Origin of the sequence: Sphingomonas sp. (assembly GCF_032114135.1) — a bacterium.
Taxonomy (GTDB): domain Bacteria; phylum Pseudomonadota; class Alphaproteobacteria; order Sphingomonadales; family Sphingomonadaceae; genus Sphingomonas.
Genome location: NZ_DAMCTA010000003.1, coordinates 249301 through 265229, shown reverse-complemented (window position 1 = coordinate 265229; position 15929 = coordinate 249301). Strand labels below are relative to the sequence as shown.

Sequence of the window (15929 nt, the reverse complement as noted above, 5' to 3'; positions counted from 1 at the left end):
CCGCAAAGACCGCAACAATCTCAAATATCCCGCGTTCTGGCGTTCACCCGGTCCTCCGGCACGCAGCGCGATGATGGGTCTTTCCCACCACATTGCGGTTTATTCCGGCAGCGATTTGGGCGCTAGAAAGGCAATTCGCAAGTAGTTGCTGTACCGCGCACCTCCGCCAACGTCCCTCCACATCATGACCTTCGCCGAATCGCTCGAAGGCGGCGGCGTCGAGCGCGCGATGCTTCGCATGGCGGCAGGATGGCTCGCGCGCGGCCACCGGGTGACGCTTGCGCTGGGTGCTTGCGAGGGCCCGCTGGCTGCCGAACTGCCCGCCGGCATCGAGCTGATCACGCTCGGGAGCCCACGATATTCCTCGTTGCTGGGGCTACCGCGGTTCGTGCGGCAGGTCGATCCGGATGTGCTGTTCTGCCCGGGCAACTATTATACGGCCGCCGCCGCGTTGGTCCGCCTGCGCCTTGGCCGGCGCTGCCCGCCGATCATCGCCAAGGTGTCGAACGCGCTGGTGCGGCCGGAAATGTCGCGCCTGGTCGCCTGGGGATATCGCCGGTGGCTGCGCCTGCATCCGCGCTTTCTCGATCGGGTCGTCGCCATGACACCGGCGATGGCTAGGGAGACCGCTGCGGAAATGGCAATGCCGGCGGACCGCGTCAGCATCATCGCCAATCCACCCGCCGAACGCATCCCCGCTGCCGCACCCATCGCACTGCCAAAGGGCCGCTACATCGTCGGCGTCGGCCGGCTGGCCCTGCAGAAGCGCTGGGATCGGCTGATCGACGCGCTCCCGCGGCTCGCAGACCGTTCGATCCGGCTCGTCCTGCTGGGCGAAGGCAGCGCCCGAACCGCGCTGGAAGCTCAGGTTGCGCGGCTCGGCCTTGGCGACCGGGTGTTGATGCCGGGTCATGTCGGCGATCCGCTGCCCGCGCTGAAAGCTGCTACCGTGGCCGCCCTGACCTCGGATTATGAGGGCGTTCCGGGCGTCGTGCGAGAAGCGCTGTCGCAGGGCACGCCGGTGGTCGCCACCGAGTCGAGCGTTGCCGTACGCGAACTGATCGACTCGCCCGCTCTCGGGACGGTGATCGCGCGCGAGGATGGCGACGCGCTCGTCGCGGCGCTGAATGACTGGTTGAAGCCCAACCACCCCCGCCCCGCCCCGCGCGCGGACGAAAGCGACTCGGTGGGTGCGTATCTCGCGCTGTTCAGCCGGCTCGCCCGTCAACGCGTGGCGTAGCGCAGGCCGATCCAAAGGGTTCGCGGGGTGGCGCGTTCGATGACGTTGCCGCCACTGATCCCCGCTTGCACTTCCGCGTCGAACAGATTTTCGGCACGCCCTTCGATCCGCAACGCGCGGGTGACCGGCACGCCGAGCGTGGCGTCCACGGTCCACGCCGAGTCGAGCCGGGCGCTGTTCTGGTCGTCCTCGAACCGCGCGCCGGCATAGCGGGCGGTCACCGAGGCATTGGCCAGCGCGGCGCGCCAGGCGAGCGTCGCCGATCCCTGGAAGCGCGGCGTCTGCGCCGGCCGGAGTCCATCGAGCGACGCCGCTGCGCCCGAGGCTTGGACGCGGCTGTCGGCATAGGCCCAAGACCCGGCGAGGCTCCAGGCGCCGAGTGTCCATTGCCCGTCCAGCTCGATGCCCTTGGCCTCGACTGCGTCGAGATTCTGCCGCTGGCGATAGGCTCCCGCCGCCGAGACGAAGCCGACGCCGGGGAAGGTCCCCGCCCCCCGCGCCAGCGTCACATTGGCGATCGCGCCGTCGAGGCGGTTCCAATAGCCGGTCGCGCGGAAAACGAGGTCGGGCAGCGGCCGCAGATCGACGCCCGCTTCCCCGCCCCACAGCCGCTCGGGATCGAGCCCCGCATTCGCAGCGGTGGCGTCGGCACCCGCACGGAACGGGCGGTAGAGCTCGTTGAGCGTCGGCAGGCGCCAGCCGCGATAGCCCGCCGCGCGCAGCGTCACCGGGCCCATCGCATAGGCAGCACCCAGCCGCCCGGTCGGCTCCCAGCCATGACGGTTGGTAAAGTGCGAGTCGGTCAGCACCGGCCCGGCGGCGAGCGGCGCTTCGAACAGGCTGCCGTCATAGATCGTCCAATGGTCGAGCCGCCCGCCGGCATCGAGCGTCAAGCCGCCGCCATTGTAGCTGGCATTGGCGAAGCCGCCGGTGGTGAGGCTCGCGCCGCCCGCGATCCGCCGCCGCGTCGGATTGGTGCCGACGAACGTGTAGAGTTCGCGGGTCTGGCCCGAGACGCGGCGCAGGTCGCCGCCGAGCCGCAGCGTGACGCCCCCACCCACCGGCGGGGCGACTTCGATGCGGCCGCCAATACCGGTCGCGGGCACTTCCTGCTGCACGACCGGGCTCACCGTGTCGCGCGCGGCGGAGATGCTGGCGAAGCCGCTCTCGAACTGCCGCACCTGCAGATAGGCGAGCGCGGACCAGCCCCATTCTCCCTTCTGCCCATTGCCGCGCTTGACGAGGCGCACGCTGGCATCGGCGCCCTTGCTCAGCACGTCGGTGAAGGCGGTGCCGCGATCGCGCTGGTCGGTGAAGCCTGAGAGGTTGGTCTGGAGCTCGGTGCCGCCGCCGACATCGGTGACGCCGCGCACCGCGACGCTGGCCTGCTCATAGGGCGCGGCTCGATCGACGCGACCGGGGTTCACGATCGGCACGAAGCCGTCGCTGCGGCCATATTGCCCGGCGACGGTGAAGAAGCCGTTGCGGACCGGCACCGCGGCGACGGCGTTCGCGTCGACGCTGTTCCGGCTGCCGTAGAAAGCGCCAAGGTTCAGCAAGCCCAGTTCGGCCGGACTGCCGCTCTCCAGCTCCACCGTGCCCGCCAGCGCGCCGGGCCCGGCAAAGCCGCTGCCACCGCCGCGCGTCACGCGGATGCCGGCAAGCCGGCCGGGCATGTACGCCGGGAACGGCACCCAGCCGCCGAACGGATCGGTCTGCGGCACGCCATCGAGCAGCAACAGCGCACGGCTCGAGGCGTTGCCGCCCAGGCCGCGCAGGGTGATGCCCTGGCTGGTCGGATGTGCCGAGGTGGAGGTCGAACGGCGGAACTGGGCGAGCCCCGCGACATCGGCCAGCACATCCTCGATCCGGTTGCTGGCGGTGTCGGCGAGCCGGGCGCGGTCGATCGTCACCACGTCATAGGCGGCGTCGCCCGGCGGCACGTCGAGCCCGCGACCGGTGACGACGATCTCGTCCTGCGAACGATCCTGCGCAGCGGCAGGCGCCGCCACGCACAGCGCGGCAACCGCGCATCCCAGTTTCTCAAGCATGTGGCGCGACGGTATCCGGATGGGCGGCGACGAACGCCGGATGGGAAACGGCAGCCGCTTCCGCACGCAGCAGCCGCGGATAGGCGTCCAGCGGCACGGCGAAGCGCCGGGCATTGAACAGTTGCGGGACCAGGAAACAGTCCGAGATGTCGGGTGCGGCACCCCCGAGGAACGGGCCATTGCCGCCGGAGTTGCGCACCATCGCCTCCAGCGCCGAGAAACCCTCGGTCATCCAGTGCGCGGTCCAGGCCGAGCGGGTCGCGGCGTCGGCACCTACGCCATGCTCCAGATGGCGCATCACCCGCAGATTGTTGATCGGGTGGACGTCCATCCCGATCACCATCGCCCGCGCCAGCGCATCGGCCCGCGCATCGGGCTCCGCGGGGATCAGCCGCGGCTCGGGATGGCGCGCGTCGAGCCAGTCGAGGATCGCCAGGCTCTGGGTAAATACCCGGTCGTCGGCCTCCAGTGCAGGTACCAGCCCTTGCGGGTTGCGCGCGAGATGCTCGGGGCTGCGCTGGGCGTTTTCCAGCAGCGAAATCTCGTGCCGCTTATACTCCACGCCTTTGAGATTGAGCGCGATCCGCACCCGATACCCCGCCGAGGAGCGGAAATAGTCGTGCAGCACGAGCATCGGCTCAGTCCTTTTCGGAGTCGTCGTCGCTCTTCGGCTTCTTGCCGTTCAGCCGGGCATTGCTCTCAAGCGCCACCTTGATCATCGCCACCATCGGGTCGGCCAGCGCCAGTCCGAGCACGCCGAACAGCGTGCCGGCGAGGATCTGCGACGAAAGCGTCAGCGCCGGCGGCAGATCGACGGTGCGCTTGGCGACCATCGGGATCACGACATAGCCGTCGAAATTCTGCACGGCGAAATAGATGATGATCGCCCAGACGCCGGTTTCCTGCCCCGCACTGAACCCTACTGCCGCCATCAGCACGCCCGAGATGATCGCGCCGACATTGGGGATGAAGGCCAGCACGCCGGTGATGATGCCGAGCAGCAATGCCATCGGCACACCCGCGACGCTGAGCAGGATCCAGGTCAGCACGCCTTCGAACAGCATGCCGAGCAGGCGCCCCGCGAGCAGCCGCCGCATCGTCGTCGCCATGCCGCCCAGCATGTGGGCGAAGGCATGGCGCTGGTCGAGCGGCACCATCCATTGCAGCCCGCGCTCGTAGATGCGCGGCTCCAGCGCGATGAACAGGCCGAGGATCAGGATCATGACCATGCTGGTCACCGCGCCGATCGCGGTGCCCACGGCGCTGGTCAGCTTGCCCACCGACCCCAGCGCCTCGCGGATCATGCCGTTGATGTCCGAGCGGCCGGGCATCAGCCCCATGTCGGAGGCCCAGCGCGCGACGCGGTTTGCCTGGGTCTCCAGCGTGGTGCGCAGCTGCTCCGCCTGGTCGGAGATCTGCATGCCGGTACGATAGAAGACGAGGCCGAAAAAGGCGAAGACCAGGAGTAGCACCAGGCCGATCCGCAGGCCGCGCGGAATCGGCAGCACCTTGCCCAGCAGCCGTGCGCCGCCATCCAGCATCGAGGCGAAGACGAGGCCCGCGAAGATGATCAGCAGCGGCTGGATCAGCAGTACGATCAGCGCGATGCCCACCGCCATGCCCAGCCACACCGCGGCCTTCTTAAACTCGGCGCGGGTAGCGGGGTCGCGAAACTCGTTCGGGCCCGGCTCGCGCACGACGCGGACGTGCGTGGACTCCAGCGGATCGTTGCTCATTTATCCTCGTGGGTAGGGTGCAGCGAAATGCCGAACCGATCCCCGCGGAAACCCGTGAACCACGTCAACGGGTTCCATGTCGACGAGCCGTCGCGCGAAAAAGTGATGAACTCGGCGCGGCCGCCCAGATTTTCCCACGGCACCGGCCCGCCGAGACCGCCCTGTTCCAGGCTGAAGCGGCTGTCGGCGCTGTTGTCGCGGTTGTCGCCCATCAGGAAGACATGATGCTTGGGCACCACCGTCGGCGGAAAACTGTCGCCGGCGGAATCACCCAGATCGGCAATGTCGTAACTGGCGCCGTTCGGCAGCGTCTCGCGGAACAGCGTCAGGCTGCAATAGGCCTTGCCCTGATGGACGACGCGGCGGCCCTCATAGAAGATCGATCCGCCACGTTCGGGGTCGGGGTCGCAGCGGGTGTTGCCGTCGATCGGCACCAGCCGTTCGCCCAGCGGCTCGCGCGCCACCTGCTTCCCGTTCAGCCAGACGATGCCGTCGCGCACCGCAATGGTGTCGCCGGGCAGGCCAATCACGCGCTTGATATAGTCGGTGCTATGCTGGGGCGGGGTGACGATGACGATGTCGCCGCGCTCGGGCAGCCTTCCCAGGATGCGGCCTGGGATCGGCGGCAGCATGTGGAAGGTCGGCGTGACGAAGGAATAGCCGTACGGATATTTGCTGACGATCAGCTGGTCGCCCACCCGCAGCGTGGGCAGCATCGATTCCGAGGGGATGTAGAAGGGCTTGGCGATCAGGCTGTGAAAGGCGAGCACCCCCAGCACCAGCCAGACAAGGCCGCGCAGTTCGGCCCACCAATCGGTGCCCTGGCGTGTGGCGCTCTGGCGTCGCTCGCTCCGCTTGCTGCTCAACGCCAGTTCGTCCACCCCCATTACCTATCCTTTTCCGCCGGCACGGCTTCGATCATCACCATCGCGAACGCCCAGGGCAGGTCGTCCGTGAGCGTCAGATGCACCTTGGCCACGTGTCCCGGTGGCGTCATGGCGTCAAGTCTCGCCTTGGCCCCGCCGGTCAGCGCGAGCGTGGGTGCGCCAGACGGTGCATTAACCACGCCGATATCCTTCATGAACACGCCGCGTTTGAAGCCGGTTCCGACCGCCTTGGAAAATGCTTCCTTGGCCGCAAAGCGCTTGGCGAGGGTCGCGGCGTAGGTGTGCGGGCGCTTGGCGGCCTTGGCGAGCTCGACCTCGGTGAACACGCGCTGCTCGAACCGCGTGCCGTAGCGATCGAGCGAATTGCGGATCCGCTCGATGTTGCAGAGATCCGATCCCAGCCCAAGGATCATGCGCTCACCGCGCCGAATCCATCAGCGTCCGCATGCGCTGGACTACGGGCCCGAGTCCGTCGAAGATCGCTTCGCCGATCAGGAAATGGCCGATGTTCAGTTCCATCACCTGCGGGATCGCGGCGATCGGCACGACATTGTCGAAGGTGAGGCCGTGGCCTGCATGCGGCTCGATGCCGTTGCGCGCCGCCAGCGCCGCCGCGTCGGACAGTCGCCTCAACTCCGCGGCCAGTTCCTCGCCTTCGAGTTCGGCATAGCGGCCGGTATGTAGCTCGACGACCGGCGCGCCGAGCCGGATCGCCGCGTCGATCTGGCGCGCCTCGGGCTCGATGAACAGCGACACCCGGCTGCCATTATCGCGCAGCTTGGCGACCATCGGCGCGAGCAGGTCGAACATGCCCGCCGCATCCAGCCCGCCCTCGGTCGTTCGCTCCTCGCGCTTTTCCGGCACGATGCACACCGCATGCGGACGGTGCTTCAGCGCGATCGCCAGCATCTCCTCGGTCGCGGCCATTTCGAGGTTGAGCGGCACAGTCAGCTCGGACGAAAGCCGGGCAATATCGGCATCGGTGATATGGCGGCGATCCTCGCGCAAATGCGCGGTGATGCCGTCTGCGCCCGCCTCCGCCGCGAGCAGCGCTGCGCGCACCGGATCGGGATAGCCGCTGCCCCGCGCATTTCGCACGGTCGCGACATGGTCGATATTGACCCCGAGGCGCAGCGTGCCCGTCATGCGGTGATGGTCCGGCTTCCCGGCTTGATCGCAGGGATCGCCGCGAGTTCGGGCGGCAGCTGGTCGGCCGGATACGCCGGCACGTCCAGCTTGGTGAGCGCGATCAGCGGCACGCCGACATCCGCCTTGCCGTTCGAGCGATCGACGATGCACGCCGCGCCGACGAGCGTGCCGGGGTGCTTCCGGATCGCCGCGATGCACTCGCGCGAGGACAGCCCGGTCGTGACGATGTCCTCCACCATCACCACGCGCGCGCCCTCGGGAATCTCGAAACTGCGGCGCAGCTGGAATTCGCCGTCCTCGCGCTCGACGAACACCGCCTTGCAGCCAAGCGCCCGCGCCGTCTCATAGCCGGGGATGATTCCGCCGATCGCGGGGGAAACGACAATGTCGACCTCGCCGAAGTTCTCGCGAATCAGCTTGCCGAGCGCACCGCACACCCGCTCGGTGCGGACCGGGTCCTCAAAGATGCGCATCTTCTGGAGAAATACGGGAGAGCGCAGACCCGAAGACAGGATAAAATGCCCCTCAAGCAACGCGCCTGCGTCGCGAAATTCGTCGAGGATGACGTCTCCGGTCAATGTCTGGGCTCCTGAAGTCAACGGTGGGTCGATCCTTTAAGTGGCGGGGGCTGCTACCGCAACCGCACGCGAAAAAGGTTGAGCATGGCCTTTTCCCAGCTATACCTTTGGTTCAAAGGGCCGCTAGGATGCCCCGGTTGTGCGTTCCTGGAGAGGGGTGACAACACCTTATGCGCAGTTTCTTGGTACCGACGATCCTGCTGGCCGCTGGTCTGGCCTTCGCTTCCCCGGGAGTGGCACAGCCCGCCGCCCCGGCTGCACCTGCCGCTTCCGCGGCACAACCCGCCCCTGCGGCCCCCGCCGCCAAGGTTGCCGATCCGACGCTGGATGCCGCTGGCAAGCCGCTGCACACAGCGGTGCCCGGCATCGGCGAGCCGGTCGACAAGGCCTTCTCGCTCCAGCAGCAGGTGACCCCGACCGGCCAGGAAGCGCACTGGTTCCACAACACCATCTTGCTGCCGCTCATCACGGTCATCTCGATCTTCGTGCTGCTGCTGCTGATCTGGGTGATCATCCGCTATCGCCGCGCCGCCAACCCGACGCCGTCGCGCACCAGCCACAATACCGCGATCGAGATCGTCTGGACGCTGGCGCCGGTGCTGATCCTGGTGGCGATCGCGATTCCGTCGATCAAGCTGCTCGCCGCGCAGTTCAAGCCGGCGCCCAAGGGCGCGGTGACGCTGAAGGCGATCGGCAATCAGTGGTTCTGGTCGTACGAATATCCCGACAACGGCAACATCCAGCTGACCGCCAACATGCTCAAGGAAGAGGGGCAGGTCGGCAAGGGCCAGCGCTATCGCACCGATGCCGACGGCCCCCGCCTGCTCGCCACCGACCAGCGCGTCGTGCTGCCGGTGGGCGTGCCGATCCGCCTCGTCACCACCGCGACCGACGTGATCCACAGCTGGGCGATGCCTGCCTTCTGGATCAAGCTCGACGCGATCCCCGGCCGCCTGAACGAGACGAGCTTCATCATCCAGAAGGAAGGCGTCTATTTCGGCCAGTGCTCCGAGCTTTGCGGCGCGCGCCACGCCTATATGCCAATCGCGGTCGAGGCGGTGAGCCCGGCCAAGTTCGCGCAGTGGGTCGCCTCGAAGGGCGGTACCATGCCGGGCGCTGCGGCCGAGCCGGCGAGCAGCACCGCCATCGGCAACGATGCGACCGACGCCACTGCCAATGGCACGACGGAGGCCGAACCCACGGTCAACGCCACCGCCACGCCGGCACCGTCCAACCAGCCTGCGACCGCGAACCCCGCCGGCGCCGGCAACACGGGCAACTGAGCCATGACCGATACTGCGCTCCCTTATTCCGCCGCGCACGACCATGCGCATGGCGACCATGACGCCGATCACAAGCCGGGCTTCTTCGCGCGCTGGTTCATGTCGACCAACCACAAGGACATCGGCACGCTCTACCTGATCTTCGCGATCTTCGCGGGGATCATCGGCGGCGCGATCTCGGGCATCATGCGCGCCGAGCTGATGCAGCCGGGCATCCAGTACCTGCCCTGGTGGGTCGCCAAGCTGCACGGCGAAGGCACGTTCGACGAGGCGATGCACTTCTGGAACGTTCTGATCACCGCGCACGGCCTGATCATGGTATTCTTCATGGTGATGCCGGCGATGATCGGCGGCTTCGGCAACTGGTTCGTGCCGATCATGATCGGCGCGCCGGACATGGCCTTCCCGCGGATGAACAACATCTCGTTCTGGCTGACGGTGGCGGGCTTCGTGCTGCTGATGCTCTCGCCCTTCGTCGGCGTCGGCGCGGGTACGGGCTGGACGGTCTATGCGCCGCTCTCCACCTATGGCGAGCCGGGGCCCTCGGTCGATTTCGCGATCTTCTCGCTTCACCTCGCGGGCGCGGCGTCGATCCTCGGCGCGATCAACTTCATCACCACGATCTTCAACATGCGCGCACCGGGCATGACGCTGCACAAGATGCCGCTGTTCGCCTGGTCGGTGCTGGTCACCGCCTTCCTGCTGCTGCTCGCGCTGCCGGTGCTCGCCGCGGCGATCACCATGCTGATCACCGACCGCAACTTCGGCACCGCCTTCTACGATCCGCAGTACGGCGGCGATCCGGTGCTCTACCAGCATCTGTTCTGGTTCTTCGGCCACCCCGAAGTGTATATCATGATCCTGCCGGGCTTCGGCATCGTCAGCCACATCATCGCGACGTTCAGCCGCAAGCCGGTGTTCGGCTATCTCGGCATGGCCTATGCGATGGTGGCGATCGGGCTGGTCGGCTTCGTCGTCTGGGCGCACCACATGTTCACCACCGGCCTGCCGGTGCAGGTGAAGATGTACTTCACCGCCGCGACCATGGTGATCGCGGTGCCGACCGGCGTGAAGATCTTCTCTTGGATCGCGACGATGTGGGGCGGATCGATCAGCTTCAAGACCCCGATGGTCTGGGCGATCGGCTTCATCTTCATGTTTACGGTGGGCGGCGTGACCGGCGTCGTCCTCGCCAATGGCGGCGTCGACGACTATATGCAGGACACCTATTACGTCGTCGCCCACTTCCACTATGTGCTGTCGCTGGGCGCAGTGTTCAGCCTGTTCGCGGGCTTCTACTACTGGTTCCCGAAGATGACGGGGAAGATGTACAGCGAGCTGCTCGGCCAGATCCACTTCTGGGTGTTCTTCGCCGGCGTGAACCTGCTGTTCTTCCCGATGCACTTCCTCGGCCTGCAGGGCATGCCGCGCCGCATTCCCGACTATACGGACCAGTATGCCTACTGGAACCACACGGCCACCGTTGGCTACATGATCATGGCGGCGGGCATGGCGGTGTTCTTCGTCAACGTCATCTATTCGCTGCTGGCCGGCCGCAAGGCGGAAGCCAATCCCTGGGGCGAAGGCGCGACCACGCTCGAATGGACACTGTCGAGCCCCCCGCCCTTCCACCAGTTCGAGACGCTTCCCAAGATCGACTGATCCGCGCCGCACCGCGCCAAGAGCCCCGGGGGAAACCTCGGGGCTTTTCGTTTCGGCGCAAAGGGCTGCCGCCGATGGGATAAAGTTGGTAACCGCTTCAGGCTATATCCGGCCCCGAACGAGTTGCTCACGCGTTCAGCTCGGCACGTCACACTTGGAGACCGTCTCATGCGCAGCCCCTATGCCGACTGGATGAAGATCGGCCTCGACAGCTGGATGCTGGGCATCGAAGCCTCGACTGTGATCGGGATGCGGCTGACCAAGCTCGCCGCGGGCGGCCCCGCCGCCACGGCCGAGGCGCAGCGCATGGTCGCCGAGAAGATGCAGGCCGCCTGGGAGCTGCAGGTCGCCGCCGCCACCGGCCGACTCGGCAGCACCCCGGAGGCGCAGGCGAGCAAGACGCTGAAGCATTACCGTCGCAAGGTACGCGCCAACGCCAAGCGGCTGGGCTGACACGCCTCTTTCGCCCGCCCGACACGCGTCGTATATCGGGAGCGATGATGTCCGTGACCAACGCCAATCCCGCACTGCCCGCCGATTGGCGCGATTTCCTTGCCCTCACCAAGCCCCGGGTGATGACGCTGGTCGTCTTCACCGGGCTGTGCGGGATGCTGGCCGCGCCGGTGCCGATCCACCCGGTGCTCGGCTTCACCGCGATCCTGTGCATCGCGCTGGGTGCCGGAGCCGCGGGCGCGCTCAACCAATGGTACGAGGCCGATCTCGACGCCAAGATGAAGCGGACGCAGGGACGTCCGCTGCCCGCCGGCCGGATGGACCGCCAGTCGGCGTTGCATTTCGGGGTGGGCCTCGCGGTGTTCAGCCTGGTGCTGATGTATGTCGCGATCAACCTGGTCGCGACGCTAATCCTCGCGGTCTCGATCCTGTTCTACGTGTTCGTCTACACGATCTGGCTCAAGCGCCGGACGCCGCAGAACATCGTGATCGGCGGCGCCGCCGGCGCCTTTCCCCCGCTGATCGGCTGGGCCGCCGCGACCGGCGATGTCGCGACGCTGCCGGTGTTGCTGTTCGCGCTGATCTTCCTGTGGACGCCGCCGCATTTTTGGGCGCTCGCGCTTTTCGTCAAGACCGACTACGCCAATGCCGGCGTCCCGATGCTCCCGGTCGTCGCAGGCGAGCGGACGACGCGGATCCAGATCGGCCTCTATACCCTGCCGATGATCGCCGCAGCCGCCGCGCCCTGGCCGCTGGGGCTGAGCGGCATGGTCTACGGCCTCACCGCCGCAGTGATGTCCGGCATCTTCCTCGCGATGGCGCTGCAGGTGGCGACCCGCCGCACCGAGCATGCGGTCGAGGGCGGGGACCGGATGATCCCGGAAAAGCGGCTTTTCAAATTCTCGATATTGTATCTGTTCGTGCTATTCGGTGCGCTCGTGATCGACAGGTGGATCGGATGAACGATTCCCGCGGAGAGGATGTGATTCGAATGCCCGCATCGGAACTGGAGCTGATCCGCGCGCGCCAACGATCGCGCGCCCGGGTGATGGCGCTGCTACTTGGCGGCTTCGTCGTGCTGGTATTCGCGATCTCGATCGTGAAGATGCAGCTCGGGCACGGCGGATGAGGATCAGCCGCAACCTGCGCGTCGGCCTGATGGGTGCCGTGCTGGTGTGCGGCATGACCGGGCTGGGTTTCGCCGCGGTGCCGCTCTACCGGATCTTCTGCGAGGCAACCGGGCTTAACGGCACCACGCAGCGCGGCCTGCGCGCGCCGGGTGCCACGGGGCAGAAGATCACCATCGCCTTCGACAGCAATGTCAGCCCCAAGCTGCCCTGGAAGTTCGCCCCCGAGCGCAGATCCGACACGATCGACATCGGTGGCCGCGACATGGCGTTCTTCACCGCCACCAACACCTCAAACCATCCGATCACCGGCACCGCCACGTTCAACGTCACGCCCGCGCAGGTCGGCAAATATTTCACCAAGATCCAGTGCTTCTGCTTCACCCAGCAGACGCTGCAACCCGGCCAGACGGTCCGCATGCCGGTGATCTTCTTCGTCGATCCGAAAATCCTGAACGATCCCGACGCGCGCGACGTCCAGGAGATCACGCTGTCCTATACATTTTATCCAGTGGATTCGGCGAAGACACCAAGCTAGCATCGCGCGAAATAGAGAGAGGATTGGGATACGCCCATGGCTGGAGCAAAGAACCACCAGTATCATATCCTGCCGCCGAGCATCTGGCCGTTGCTGGGTTCGCTCGGCGCGCTGATCCTCGCCTCGGGCGGCGTGATGTGGATGCACAAATACGCCAACGGAACGCTGGTGCTCACGACAGGCTTGGTACTGGTGTTGCTCACCATGTTCGGCTGGTGGGGCAAGGTGATCCAGGAGGCGCATGCCGGCGATCACACGCCGATCGTCCAGCTCCACCTGCGCTACGGCATGATCCTGTTCATTGCTTCCGAAGTGATGTTCTTCGTCGGCTGGTTCTGGGCCTGGTTCGATTTCTCGCTCTTCCCCTCCACCGTTGAGGCGGTCGGCGGCACCTGGCCGCCCAAGGGCATGGAAGTGCTCGACGCCTGGCAGTTCCCGCTGCTCAACACGCTGATCCTGCTCTGCTCGGGCTGCACCGTCACCTGGGCGCACCACGGCCTAATCCACAACGAGCGTGGCGGCGCGCTGCGCGGGATCTGGGGTCTGATCGGCGTGGGCGAGAATGACACGGTGAAGAAGGGCCTGTGGCTCACCGTGATCCTCGGCTTCACCTTCAGCTGCTTCCAGGCCTATGAGTATATGGAGGCGCCCTTCCCCTTCAAGGCGGCGAGCGAGCATGGCTCTAGCTATGGCGGCGCCTTCTTCATGGCGACCGGCTTCCACGGCTTCCACGTGATCGTCGGCACGATCTTCCTGGTCGTCAATCTGGTGCGCGCCTATCGCGGCGACTTCACCCCCCGCCAGCATTTCGGCTTCGAGGCGGCGGCCTGGTACTGGCATTTCGTCGACGTCGTCTGGCTGTTCCTGTTCGCGTCGATCTATGTCTGGGGCGGTTGGGGCGCGCCGGTTCACGCCGGCTGACGTGACCGAGACCACACCCGATCCGAAAGGGGGCGGCAGCGCTGCGTTGCCGCCCCCGATCGCATCCGGCCTCTATGGCTGCTGCCCGCGCTGCGGCGCCAAGACCCTGTTCCGCAGCTTTCTCGCCTTTGCCGAGCGCTGCTCGGCCTGCGGGCTGGATTTTTCCCGGTTCAACGTGGGGGACGGGCCCGTGGTGTTCCTGACCCTCGGCATCGGGACGCTGGTGACGATCCTTGCACTCTGGCTGGAATTCAGCGTCTCCCCGCCCGCCTGGGTGCATCTGCTGCTCTGGCCGCCGGTCACGCTAGCGATGGTGGTGGGATCGCTGCGGGTGGCCAAAGGGCTGCTGCTCGCGCTCGAATATCGCAACCGGGCCCATGAGGGCCGGATCGCCGAGGACTGAGATGCGCCGCGTGCCGCTGCTCCCTACCCTGCTCGTCGGTCTGGCGGTGGCAGCGATGATCGCGCTCGGCTTCTGGCAGCTCGATCGGAAAACGCAGAAGGAGACCGCGCTCGCGGTGTTCGCCGCCAATACGCTGCAGCCGACGATCACGATCGAGAGCGGTGCAGCCGATGCCTCGCTGTTGTTCCGCCATGCCCGCTCCGCCTGCCAGGCGGTAACCGGCTGGGCACGCCAAGGCGGTCGCGGCCTTCAGGGCCTGCAGGGCTGGCGGCAGATCGCGACCTGCCGCACCCATGCCGATGCGACGCTGCTCGTCGACATGGGCGTGACCCGCGACCCGATGTTCCGCCCGCGCTGGCCGGGCGGGATCGTGAGCGGCACCCTGACCCGCGCACCCGACCATCGCCCGCTGATCGCCAGCGTGTTCGATTCGACGCCGCAGCCGCTGATGCTGGTGTCGGATCAAGCCGCGCCGGGGCTGGAGCCGAGCGCTCCGCCCGATATTGCCAACATTCCCAACAACCATCTCGCCTACGCCGTGCAGTGGTTCCTGTTCGCCGGGGTGGCGGTCATCATCTACGCGCTCGCGCTGCGCCTCCGCGCGCGCGGGGCCCCGCACGGGGGGCTGCGCGGCTAGCCGCACAAGGGCAAGATCGGTCGGGCGAGCAGCTGAGCGGTTCGCCTAACAAGGCGTCGCCACGGAGGAAAAGATGCAGACGCCGCTCGCCCGCTACCATGCCCGGATGCAGCGCGTGCTCGACCATGTCGACACGCATGCCGAGGAGGATCTCGACCTGGAAACGCTGGCAGGCGTCGCGGCGTTTTCGAAGCATCATTTCCACCGCCAGTTCAGCGCGCTTTTCGGCCTGTCGGTGCATCGCTATGTCCAGCTCGTGCGGATGAAGCGCGCGTCCTACCGCCTCGCCTATCGGCCGGGCGAGGCGATCACCGGCATCGCGCTCGATGCTGGCTATGAAGCGCCCGAGGCGTTCGCCCGGGCCTTCCGCCAGCGCTTCGGCCAAGCACCCTCGCAGTTCCGCACGGCACCGGACTGGCACCCCTGGCACGCGGCGCTCGCGCCGCTCACCCAAGCAAGGAGCCAGACGATGCAGACCCGATTCACCCTGGAAGACGTGACGACGCTCGACTTTCCCGCCACCCCGGTGGCCTTCCTTACGCACCGCGGCGACCCCGCCCATCTCGGCGACACGATTCGCCGCTTCATCGCCTGGCGCAAGACCAGCGGCCACCGCCCGCCGGCCAGCGCCACCTACACCATTTTTCACACCGACCCGCACACCACGCCGCCGGAAGACTATCGTCTCGACCTCTGCGCCGGCACCACACAACCGGTGGCGGATGCGGCGCATGGCATCGAGGTCGGCCTGATACCTGCCAGCCGCTGTGCGATGCTACGGGTGGTAGGCCTGGCCGACGACCTCGAACCCGCCGCGCTGTTCCTCTACCGCGGGTGGCTGCCGGAAAGTGGCGAGGAGCCCGGCGACTTTCCGCCCTTTGCAAGCCGGGTCGCCTTCTTTCCCGACGTGCCCGAGCATGAGGCGGTGACCGAGCTCTATATGCCGCTGCGATAGCGCCAGTGGTAGCGGCGCCGTTGCCGCACCTACCAGCCGTTGATTCATCCCCCAAAATTTATTTGCGGTTCCACCTTCGTTCCCTTGCCTTTTGCAGAGACAAGGGAAGTCCGCGCGTCGCGCTGACTGCAGCACCTGATTGCACGCATTGCGGTGCCAGAGCCTGCTAACGACCATTTGCAATCGCCAGCATTTTGCGCTTTTGTGCCGGAACGCCGATTGGCACAATCCATTGTGGTCAAACCGAGGGGCAGACCCAATCGCTGGTAAGCTACATGTCGCATCCTATATGCGGCGGGGCTGCAGGCG

18 protein-coding genes are annotated in these 15929 nt (G+C 66.8%); 11 read left to right on the top strand and 7 right to left on the bottom strand.

What is annotated here, in order from left to right:
* Nucleotides 1–184: 184 nt before the first annotated feature.
* Complete coding sequence (locus RT655_RS17055; RefSeq protein ID WP_313539002.1) at nucleotides 185–1240, top strand: glycosyltransferase; 1056 nt, start codon at nucleotides 185–187, stop codon at nucleotides 1238–1240.
* Here the strand turns inward: RT655_RS17055 and RT655_RS17050 are convergent.
* From RT655_RS17050 to pyrE, 7 genes are read right to left on the bottom strand one after another with little or no spacing between them, the layout of a single operon-like run.
* Complete coding sequence (locus RT655_RS17050; RefSeq protein WP_313538999.1) at nucleotides 1225–3291, bottom strand: TonB-dependent receptor; 2067 nt, start codon at nucleotides 3289–3291, stop codon at nucleotides 1225–1227. The two genes, RT655_RS17055 and RT655_RS17050, sit on opposite strands and share 16 nt — an antisense overlap.
* Nucleotides 3284–3925, bottom strand: a complete 642-nt coding sequence (gene maiA, locus RT655_RS17045) for a maleylacetoacetate isomerase (RefSeq protein WP_313538996.1) — start codon at nucleotides 3923–3925, stop codon at nucleotides 3284–3286. The genes RT655_RS17050 and maiA overlap by 8 nt, the downstream gene beginning before the upstream one ends.
* A 4-nt stretch (nucleotides 3926–3929) precedes the next feature.
* The gene (locus tag RT655_RS17040; protein WP_313538993.1) at nucleotides 3930–5027 is read right to left on the bottom strand and encodes an AI-2E family transporter; all 1098 of its coding nucleotides are present in this window, start codon (nucleotides 5025–5027) and stop codon (nucleotides 3930–3932) included.
* The gene (lepB, locus tag RT655_RS17035; RefSeq protein ID WP_313538990.1) at nucleotides 5024–5914 is read right to left on the bottom strand and encodes a signal peptidase I; all 891 of its coding nucleotides are present in this window, start codon (nucleotides 5912–5914) and stop codon (nucleotides 5024–5026) included. The genes RT655_RS17040 and lepB overlap by 4 nt, the downstream gene beginning before the upstream one ends.
* Nucleotides 5914–6327 carry a holo-ACP synthase gene (acpS, locus tag RT655_RS17030; RefSeq protein WP_313538987.1) on the bottom strand — a complete coding sequence of 138 codons (414 nt, stop codon included), beginning with the start codon at nucleotides 6325–6327 and terminating at the stop codon, nucleotides 5914–5916. The genes lepB and acpS overlap by 1 nt, the downstream gene beginning before the upstream one ends.
* A 4-nt stretch (nucleotides 6328–6331) precedes the next feature.
* Nucleotides 6332–7060, bottom strand: coding sequence for a pyridoxine 5'-phosphate synthase (locus RT655_RS17025; protein ID WP_313538984.1), 729 nt, complete (start codon nucleotides 7058–7060; stop codon nucleotides 6332–6334).
* On the bottom strand, nucleotides 7057–7641 hold the full coding sequence (pyrE, locus tag RT655_RS17020) for an orotate phosphoribosyltransferase (protein WP_313538981.1): 585 nt from the start codon (nucleotides 7639–7641) through the stop codon (nucleotides 7057–7059). The genes RT655_RS17025 and pyrE overlap by 4 nt, the downstream gene beginning before the upstream one ends.
* Nucleotides 7642–7811: 170 nt before the next feature.
* On the opposite strand from pyrE, the gene coxB reads away from it, so the two are divergent.
* From coxB to RT655_RS16970, 10 genes are all read left to right on the top strand, one after another.
* The gene (coxB, locus tag RT655_RS17015) at nucleotides 7812–8924 is read left to right on the top strand and encodes a cytochrome c oxidase subunit II (protein ID WP_313538977.1); all 1113 of its coding nucleotides are present in this window, start codon (nucleotides 7812–7814) and stop codon (nucleotides 8922–8924) included.
* Nucleotides 8925–8927: 3 nt separating this feature from the next.
* On the top strand, nucleotides 8928–10586 hold the full coding sequence (ctaD, locus tag RT655_RS17010; RefSeq protein WP_313538975.1) for a cytochrome c oxidase subunit I: 1659 nt from the start codon (nucleotides 8928–8930) through the stop codon (nucleotides 10584–10586).
* Nucleotides 10587–10754: 168 nt separating this feature from the next.
* On the top strand, nucleotides 10755–11039 hold the full coding sequence (locus RT655_RS17005; protein WP_313538972.1) for a hypothetical protein: 285 nt from the start codon (nucleotides 10755–10757) through the stop codon (nucleotides 11037–11039).
* A gap of 44 nt (nucleotides 11040–11083) precedes the next feature.
* Nucleotides 11084–12001, top strand: a complete 918-nt coding sequence (locus RT655_RS17000; RefSeq protein WP_313538970.1) for a heme o synthase — start codon at nucleotides 11084–11086, stop codon at nucleotides 11999–12001.
* Nucleotides 12002–12030: 29 nt separating this feature from the next.
* Nucleotides 12031–12168 (top strand): hypothetical protein, encoded by a 138-nt coding sequence (locus RT655_RS16995; RefSeq protein WP_313538968.1) that lies wholly within the window; start codon nucleotides 12031–12033, stop codon nucleotides 12166–12168.
* Nucleotides 12165–12704, top strand: a complete 540-nt coding sequence (locus tag RT655_RS16990) for a cytochrome c oxidase assembly protein (protein WP_313538965.1) — start codon at nucleotides 12165–12167, stop codon at nucleotides 12702–12704. The genes RT655_RS16995 and RT655_RS16990 overlap by 4 nt, the downstream gene beginning before the upstream one ends.
* A gap of 36 nt (nucleotides 12705–12740) precedes the next feature.
* Nucleotides 12741–13625 carry a cytochrome c oxidase subunit 3 gene (locus RT655_RS16985; RefSeq protein WP_313538962.1) on the top strand — a complete coding sequence of 295 codons (885 nt, stop codon included), beginning with the start codon at nucleotides 12741–12743 and terminating at the stop codon, nucleotides 13623–13625.
* 1 nt (nucleotide 13626) lies between these two features.
* On the top strand, nucleotides 13627–14028 hold the full coding sequence (locus RT655_RS16980; protein WP_313538960.1) for a DUF983 domain-containing protein: 402 nt from the start codon (nucleotides 13627–13629) through the stop codon (nucleotides 14026–14028).
* 1 nt (nucleotide 14029) lies between these two features.
* Complete coding sequence (locus RT655_RS16975; protein ID WP_313538958.1) at nucleotides 14030–14665, top strand: SURF1 family protein; 636 nt, start codon at nucleotides 14030–14032, stop codon at nucleotides 14663–14665.
* 73 nt (nucleotides 14666–14738) lie between these two features.
* Nucleotides 14739–15620, top strand: coding sequence for an AraC family transcriptional regulator (locus RT655_RS16970; RefSeq protein WP_313538956.1), 882 nt, complete (start codon nucleotides 14739–14741; stop codon nucleotides 15618–15620).
* Nucleotides 15621–15929: the final 309 nt, after the last annotated feature.